Raw genomic sequence first — 7,903 nt, 5'->3', positions numbered from 1 at the left:
CTCCTAACCCCTAACCTCTACCCCCTACCCCCTAATTATGTTCAGCTTGAGCATTTTTCTGGTTAACAACTTGATACATATATTTTTAAGCCTCCGTAGCTAGCGACTCGGAGGCTTAATTGAAGATGTTTCAGTGTAATTGACATCTTGCACCTAATAAGGTATGGCGCATATAATTCTGATTTACTACCTCTCGCATCTCTCCTCTTGTCACCAGCAAGAGATTTACATACACAAAGGAAGACAAAATTCAGCATTCGAGTCTTTTGCCACAGGACTTTATGTGTGTTGGTTTTTGTCTCTCCTGATTTCAACTACCCGAAATCCACTTTAGCGGACTTGAGGTGTATATCAGTAGAATGAGCTACAGGATGCCCAAACTGAAAAATTATCCATTAGGATGTGGGCAATTCGTCAAACAGTTGTTATCTTTCGTAATATGTAAGAAGAACAATTGTATGCCAACTTAGAGTCAATACCAGCATACCTCTGGTTTTTTTGACTCTGTCAAATTTACTTAACCTCTTAGGAGATAACTTATGAACCAACCAATCGAATTGACCTTAGAACAACAATTCAGCATTCATTCTTTTGCCAGTCAAGTTCAAAACATGAGCCACGACCAAGCAAAAGATTTTTTGGTCAAGCTCTACGAGCAAATGGTAGTCCGTGAAGCCACTTACAAAGAGCTTCTCAAGCACCAATGGGGACTAGATTCTGGTTCCACTTGGGCATAGATTTGTGATGTCGCAGTGGGCGACCTCTTTCTCTTGCTCTGTTCCAAGGAGGAAAGGAGCTGGGGATGCAGGGGCGTCAACTCTGAAAAAAACCCAAACTACAAGAGCTTTTATAACGGGTCATTTGCCCAAAAAAATACTTGCCTGCTTCCAATCAAAGCAGTCGTATCTTCTTATGGAGTTAATAGCTGTGCAGAGCGTCTACTAGATTTCAGTATGAGAGGCTAGGGCGACAAATTTATATGCCATTGCTTTTTCCCAAGCGGCACACTAAGCATCCAGAACTGTTCGCACAGCCTCTAGTCTACCCAAGTTTTACACCCGGTAACTTATCTATTTATATTTCTTATAACTTTCTACAGCACCTTGTATAGAGGTTATTAACAATTTGTAATATAAACTATCAAGATTGCTGTAGAACTTATATGAATAATTAAGTATATTTCTCTCAACCGGAAAGGTCAAACGGTGAATCTGTATCGATCGCTTGTATTTTTGCTAGAATTTGGGATTTTATCTTTTCGTACTCAACTTTTAGCAAACTTTTACTGACTTGCGGGTCGGCAGTAGATATTAATGTTTCGCTAATCTTGACCCAATCTTGCAACCGATGGCGCTGAGCAGATGCAATGCTAGAAAGTAGTACGTGAGCACAGCGGTTGGGTGCTTCTCGAGAGAAAAATAACAAGCGATATGAACCTGTTTGCCCAAGTAAGTGAGTCACTTCTTGCCCAAAAGTCGTTTTTAGGTCTAAGTAGTACGGCAACCACTTAGGTCCTTGCTTGCGATTGTATATCAGGGTAATCCACAGCAACATGGGGTGAGGAGCCGTGATAAAAAGAAACTGATTGTAACGCGTACAAACCAAGCGCTTCAAAATTTCTTGTTGTGGTAGCATCACCCATAAAGCAGGAATAACTTCTCCTTCAGGACTCCGGATCAGCTTTGGAAAAACAATATCAGCAATAGGTTTATTAGCAGGCCATGAAGCTTGTTGTGCAATTTCATCAGTTAGCATAGAGGGCAGAAGGATTGGAGTCCTTTGCTCTGAGCCTGTTTTTACTATGGAGCCATTAGCAGGAGGTGTATTAGAAATGACATCACTTTCTGGTTGTGGTATGACTTTACGAGTACCGTAGCTTTGTTCTAATGAGACTAAAACTTTTAGAATTTCATCGATATTTTGAGGACGCGAACTTGGTGATTTAGCCAAACAACTTAAGACCAAATTTTCCACTTCAGTTGGTACTTGTCGCGTAGGAGCAACCTCCAAGAGAGGACGCGGGATTTGTTGATGGTGTAGTTTATACCAAGCGCCAAAGGAGTGGCTGACAGCGACAAACGGCAATTTACCAGCTAGCATTTCATACATCATCACTCCCAAACTATAGATATCAGCACGGTTGTCTAATTCCTTACCATCCATTTGTTCGGGTGAAGAATAAGCCAGAGTCCCTAAGTAATAATTAGTATAATTAGCATCAGACATGAGGAGTTTGGCAATACCAAAATCCAACACTTTTACAAGTTCGCCAAAACTAGCATCTTGGATAACTAGCATATTGCTTGGCTTGATATCACGGTGAATAATCGGACAAATTTTGCCGTCAATCGGGATACCACTGTGGGCGCAGTGTAAACCCAAGCAAATCTGACGTACAATACTGAGAAATCTTGGTAAAGACAACTGTTGCTTGCGGATGGTGTGACTGAGGTTTGTTCCTTGTAAGTATTCCATAACATAGAACGGAGTGCCGCTCTCGTCTACGCCATAGTCCATAACTCGGACAATGTGAATACTTTTTTGACCTAGTAGAGCACAGGTTTTTGCTTCTCTTTCAAAGCGTTCCAGTACCCGCATTTTTTGGTTTTGAATTGATAGGGCAAGAAATTTAACAGCAACAGGGACACCACCCAACAAAATGTCCTTAGCACGATAAACTCTACCCATTGCTCCAGTACCGATGATGTCTTGAAGCTCGTAGCGTTTGCTGAGTAAGCGACCAGTGTTGGGGTCTGACATAAAAAATTCGACTCCAATATCAAATAATTTTGGGAAATTTATGCTTTATACACGCCTCCAGAAATTCGAGAGGAGTATTTACCTAGAGTAAGGCAATGAGACCGAGCGATACGCCCAGTCTTTCTGTAGCACCCAGTACTGTCAGTTATTATTTTGAGTTACTATTTATATTTCCCAGTTTTTACCTTTTAAATAACATTGTTAGTTGTTGGTTGTTAGTTGTTGGTTGTTAGTAGCACCACTAACCACTAACTACTAACCACTATCCACTATCCAGGACTTTGTCTCTCTAGGCTCGCTTCCATTGTACTGGTTAAAAAATGACCAGCTAATACACCACTTGTTAAATAGTAAGTATTATCAGATACTCGATGTAAGGTTTCAAAGCCACTGCGACGCTGGCGATCGCTTAACACCCAATACCTTTGGACAATTGTTTCTAACCCAATCCAGCCTTCCCCTTCTACCTGTCCTAACAAATTATGTTGAAGTAAAAAATTATACTGCCGTTCGCCGCGATCCAAACGACCCTTATACTGTAAGGCAATTTCTGAGTGTTCGGTACCGGGAAACATCAACTTTGTCGCCATTGTGAACCAATTATCTCGATTCCAAACCACCAAGGTCAAACCTTTGACGCTGATTGGCATACCATTACGTTCCAGCCAGGTTCCTTGTAGAATCCAGCGCCCCGGTTCTAATAAAAAAGTGTGTGGCACCTTGTACGTTCCTTGCTTTGCTCGAGCACCGCCTAGACTAGTCTTGAAACATAGGATGTTTGGCAGATTAAGTACAGTATAGCTATTCTTATTGTTCGACGCTTTGCCATGATTTGGGTTTGATTATAGGCTTTCAGGAACTCTGGAAATACTAACCTGAGTACAGATAGCTGCTCGCGATCGCGAACAGCTTGGTTTCCAAGTGATTCAAATGCTTTAACAACCCGACTTTATTGGAGCATCAACCGGAAACTTTGGCATGAGATCGCAATTCCTGCTTCAGCAATGAACACTTCCATTGAAGGAGTATCCTTGTCCAACAAGCGCTCCCACTAAACCAATTGGGTCAGCAACATATCCATCTGAATTTTTTTCGATAATTATCTTAAGTTGTTTCACGAGTTCCTTGTCGATTTTACTCTCAATGTTACTTTAGTGCGGGGTGCTGACGAAGGATTTAGCTAACAAAAAAAGGATGCAATAGAACAACTAAAGCCCGGTAGTAAAGGTGAAGTTATCTCATCAGTATTGAATAATGTTGCCACAAGTTTTAAGGTTGCGTTTTGTCTTCGGTAAACTTGAACTTGCTGTAAGCGGAGATCGACAATCCAATATTCTTGTACTCCCTGTAAGGTATAAAGTTTTAGTTTAACCTCTCGATCGCGCCGTTCATTGTCTGCTCCAGGAGAGAGAACTTCTACAATCAACTCTGGTGCGCCTGTTAAATGTTCTGAATCATCAAGCAATATTGCTAGTCGAGCATAACTTGCCCAAACAACATCTGGAATAACGTTATTAGCTTCTGAAAATATAATTCCGGGCGTAGTTGTAGCTTCCCCCAACTCTGTTTCGTCAGACCAACTGTTCAATGCTGCACAAATCTTAACAGCCACTTTTTGATGGCTCCATCGGGGCGCTCTAGTCATGAATAGCTCACCATCAACGATTTCATATCGAGTGCCATCATCAGGTAAGAGATCTAGATCGGCAATCGTCCAACGAATTTGTTCGGAAGTTACCTGACTCATAAAAATAATTATGGTAACAAATAATATTAACATTGTAATAGAGATTTTCCAAGCAAGATAGGAAAACTTCTGTCTACCACTTTTCTCCTAAGAGGACTTCTTGAGGTGCGCCTGTAGCTGTTGGTAGGTTTCCAGGAGTTCCCATGTATCGCCAGTAAGCTAACACCGGAAGTTTCTTAAACAATCTTCCCGGCTTTGCCAAACTCTCGCTTGATGGCGTAATGTAGATCTTCCTGGTGAATCAAAACATCACCTCGCTGTAGCGCTTGCAGGCAACAATACTGTACCACATTCATAATGTCGGCTCCGCTCAATTCGTAGGTAGCAGCAAATTCCCCAAGATTAACTACTTCAGCTAATTTTAGCTGAGGTGGAAAAGCCATTTGCCAGATTCGCAGTCGTTCTTTAGAGTTGGGCATAGGAAAATGAACGATCGCTTGAAAGCGGCGAATAAAAGCTTCGTCAATGTTACTCTTGAAGTTAGAAGAGAGAATAACTAACCCATCGTAGTTTTCGACACGCTGTAATAGATAACTCACTTCTTGGTTGGCGTACTTGTCATGAGCATCACGCACGTTAGTACGTTTGCTAAATAGAGCATCAGCTTCATCAAAGAATAAAATCCAATCTTTGCTCTCGGCTCTGGCAAAGAGATTAGCTAAGTTTTTTTCAGTCTCACCAATAAACTTTGATACCACCATTGACAGGTCTATTTTGTAAACTTCTTTACCCGTGTATTTGCCCAAAAGACTAGCCGTGAGCGTTTTACCTGTACCGGGAGGACCGTAAAATAGAGCGCGGTAGCCCAGCTTGAGCTTTTTTTTCATTCCCCAGTCGTAGAGGATAGTGGAACCATAAGTTATCCAAGCTTTGAGTTCGTGAATTTGGTCTAACGTCTGGGCATTGAGTACCAAATCCTCCCATTCCATCTCTGTAGAAATACGTTGAGCGGGAAAGTTAATACTGAAATGGGGGCGGGAAAAGTGACCTTGAGTAAAAAGATCCACATAATCTTGCGTCATTACCAGTTTACCACTCATCACGGGTTCGCCATCAGGTGGTGGCTCCAGGTAGAGGACGCGTTCGCGCACAAACAGATGATTGTCCGCGAACATTTGTTGGAGGCGAAAGCGATCGCTCAACTGATTTCCTCCGAGTATGAACAACACTGTCTCACCAGTAGGCAAAAAACCGCGATGAGACTTCCCCCGCCAACCGCCAATTTGCGGATAATCACCAGCCTGAGGTAACTGAGCAGCGATCGATTGGTCAAAAAAATCCGGCTGTAGATGTGGTGCTAGCGCTATTAATAACGTCAATTGTTCTGCAGTATTTAATAAGTGCTTGCGAATAAATAAAGTCAGAGGAGTGTCTGCTACCCACAAATCATCAGGTGAATTGGGTATGAGCATTTCATACTGAGCGCGATCGCCAAAGTATGAAGTCATGCGCCATTCAATCACCTCTGCAAGGTATGAAAGTGCATATTGTAGGGTTTGGGCATTAGAGTCAAGCATCAAGTTTCATCCGCGTACCTTATAATCAGACGCTTCCAGATTATCTACATCTGCGGTTAATTATTTCTTCTTATACCCGAAACCGCTATCTTAATTTAAAAGAATTAACACTTTTTGAAAGTCTGCTTGAAAATAGAAGTAAGATTTGAGAGGTGATTTATAAAGTAGGTTGGGTTGAGGAACGAAACCCAACATTGAACCCTTATTGTTAGGTTTCATTCTTCAACCCAAACAACACAATACATTTGGCAATTTAACATTTACTTTATAAATGACCTCTGATAGAAACTATGTTCTCACATTTAGAGGAAGAAAATAGCTTTTATGCAAGAAACTGTAGTTGAGCAAAATCAGAAATACCGGAACGATATCAAGCCACTTTTGTACAACAGGAATGATGCATATGTACAAATCAATCCCGTTCAAGAGCAGGCTACAAAATTATGGACAACTCTGTCAAAAAAAGATACCGCTGATGCCTACCAAAAAGCTGGGGCGACGACGTGGACAGTTTTAAAACAGGCGATCGCACTGCTTGTTTTTTCAGTTGTCTTACTGGTTGCTTTAATATTTTGGGTATGGGGAATTGGATTTCAAGCTGGGTTTCAGTTTCGCCAATGGCTAGAAGTGAAACAGCCCAATTTAGATGAAGTGATAGCTCTGGTGCTCAAAATTCTTTTGTGGCCTTTCGTGCTAGCATTTCAGTGGGCTAACTGGTTCGTGAAAAATTACTTAGGTTTGGAAATTCGATTTGAGCAACCAAAACCACCATCAACTCCAGCTCCTCCCAGTGGAGGAAGTACTGATTCTACATCTACTCCTTCGCAGGATTCACCAACCAAATAAATTTTAAATACACTGATGTAGGTTGGGTTGAGGCTTTGCGAAACCCAACGATGTCGGCAAAATGTTGGGTTTCGTTCCTCAACCCAACCTACACCTAAATTAAAAATTAGGGGACTTTGTTTGGCTCTTGATTTGTAGAGTCATTAGTGGGCTGTAGTCCGTAGCTCATAAACCCAATTACAAACGCTAGTACAAAAGGAAAAACTATCCACCAAAACAAGTCTTCTAACATAAAACACCTCTTTTTAACTACGGTTTATCTTGGTTTTGTTGCACCACGTGGGTGAGTTCGTGAGCTAACAGATGTTCTCCAGTTTCTGATTCTGGGTCAAATTTTCCTTGGTTAAAATAAATATCCTGTCCGTGTGTAAAAGCTTGTGCTTTCAACTCTCGATTCATTTGTGCAGACTCCCCGTCGGTATGAATTTGCACATCGCTGAAGTCTCTACCGAAAGCAGACTGCATTTTTGCTTGGGTTGTAGCTGGTAGAGGATGACCGCGTCCTTGAGTTTGTTGTAAATGGGAAGATAAAGCAGGGCTAGGCGTTGAAGCCCCTGATTCTGACTTGGGTTGAACTTCTTCTTCTTTTTTATCCTCCATCATTTGGAGTTCTGGCTTAGTGTTGATTTTTTCATCTTCTTTCATTGGAGCCGACTGAATCATTCCCGCTTGTTGTTGTTGAATTTGGGGAGTTTGGTTTTGGTTTACCACTGTATCCGCCATTGCATCAGCTTCTCGTTCAAAAGCATCTCCGGGCTGACCAATGGTAAGTTTGGTTTGGATGCTATTGGCGCTTACTGATGAGAAAAAGTGATTGTTGTTGCTGTGCTGTTTATTGAAGAAGGGTTCGCGTCCTTCTTGAATAGTAGGTGGTTTGTGGGTGCGTCGAGATTTGAACACTGCCATGATTGATTTTTTATAGGTTAAATAAAATGACAAAGGGAGTAGGGAGCGGGGAAAGAAAAATTTTTATTTGTTCTGGTGTAGGCAATTGATGATGGCTACTTAAGTTTATGGTAGGCTTAATATTAAG

The 7,903-nt window shown here is 41.6% G+C and carries 7 protein-coding genes; 2 read left to right on the top strand and 5 right to left on the bottom strand.

The annotated features are described in order from the left end of the window. Positions 1–539 precede the first annotated feature (539 nt). Entirely contained in the window at positions 540–737 is a 198-nt protein-coding gene (locus F7734_RS37925; protein WP_155749617.1) for an NblA/ycf18 family protein, read from the top strand. 448 nt (positions 738–1,185) lie between these two features. Here the strand turns inward: F7734_RS37925 and F7734_RS37920 are convergent, their stop codons facing one another. The 4 genes from F7734_RS37920 to F7734_RS37905 form a co-directional block, all read right to left on the bottom strand. Beyond that, complete coding sequence (locus tag F7734_RS37920) at positions 1,186–2,760, bottom strand: serine/threonine-protein kinase (protein ID WP_155749616.1); 1,575 nt, start codon at positions 2,758–2,760, stop codon at positions 1,186–1,188. A gap of 269 nt (positions 2,761–3,029) precedes the next feature. After that, complete coding sequence (locus F7734_RS37915) at positions 3,030–3,479, bottom strand: hypothetical protein (protein WP_166482404.1); 450 nt, start codon at positions 3,477–3,479, stop codon at positions 3,030–3,032. 461 nt (positions 3,480–3,940) lie between these two features. Then, positions 3,941–4,507 (bottom strand): Uma2 family endonuclease, encoded by a 567-nt coding sequence (locus tag F7734_RS37910; protein WP_155749615.1) that lies wholly within the window; start codon positions 4,505–4,507, stop codon positions 3,941–3,943. 176 nt (positions 4,508–4,683) lie between these two features. Then, complete coding sequence (locus tag F7734_RS37905; protein WP_155749614.1) at positions 4,684–6,024, bottom strand: ATP-binding protein; 1,341 nt, start codon at positions 6,022–6,024, stop codon at positions 4,684–4,686. A 324-nt stretch (positions 6,025–6,348) separates the two neighbouring features. Here F7734_RS37905 and F7734_RS37900 point away from each other — a divergent pair, with 324 nt between their 5' ends. Then, complete coding sequence (locus tag F7734_RS37900; protein ID WP_155749613.1) at positions 6,349–6,870, top strand: hypothetical protein; 522 nt, start codon at positions 6,349–6,351, stop codon at positions 6,868–6,870. Positions 6,871–7,119: 249 nt separating this feature from the next. Here the strand turns inward: F7734_RS37900 and F7734_RS37895 are convergent, their stop codons facing one another. Continuing rightward, positions 7,120–7,776, bottom strand: a complete 657-nt coding sequence (locus F7734_RS37895; protein WP_155749612.1) for a DUF4157 domain-containing protein — start codon at positions 7,774–7,776, stop codon at positions 7,120–7,122. Between the last annotated feature and the right edge of the window lie 127 nt (positions 7,777–7,903).

It is taken from the genome of Scytonema sp. UIC 10036 (genome assembly GCF_009725235.1).
This window is presented reverse-complemented; position numbering and strand designations above follow the sequence as displayed.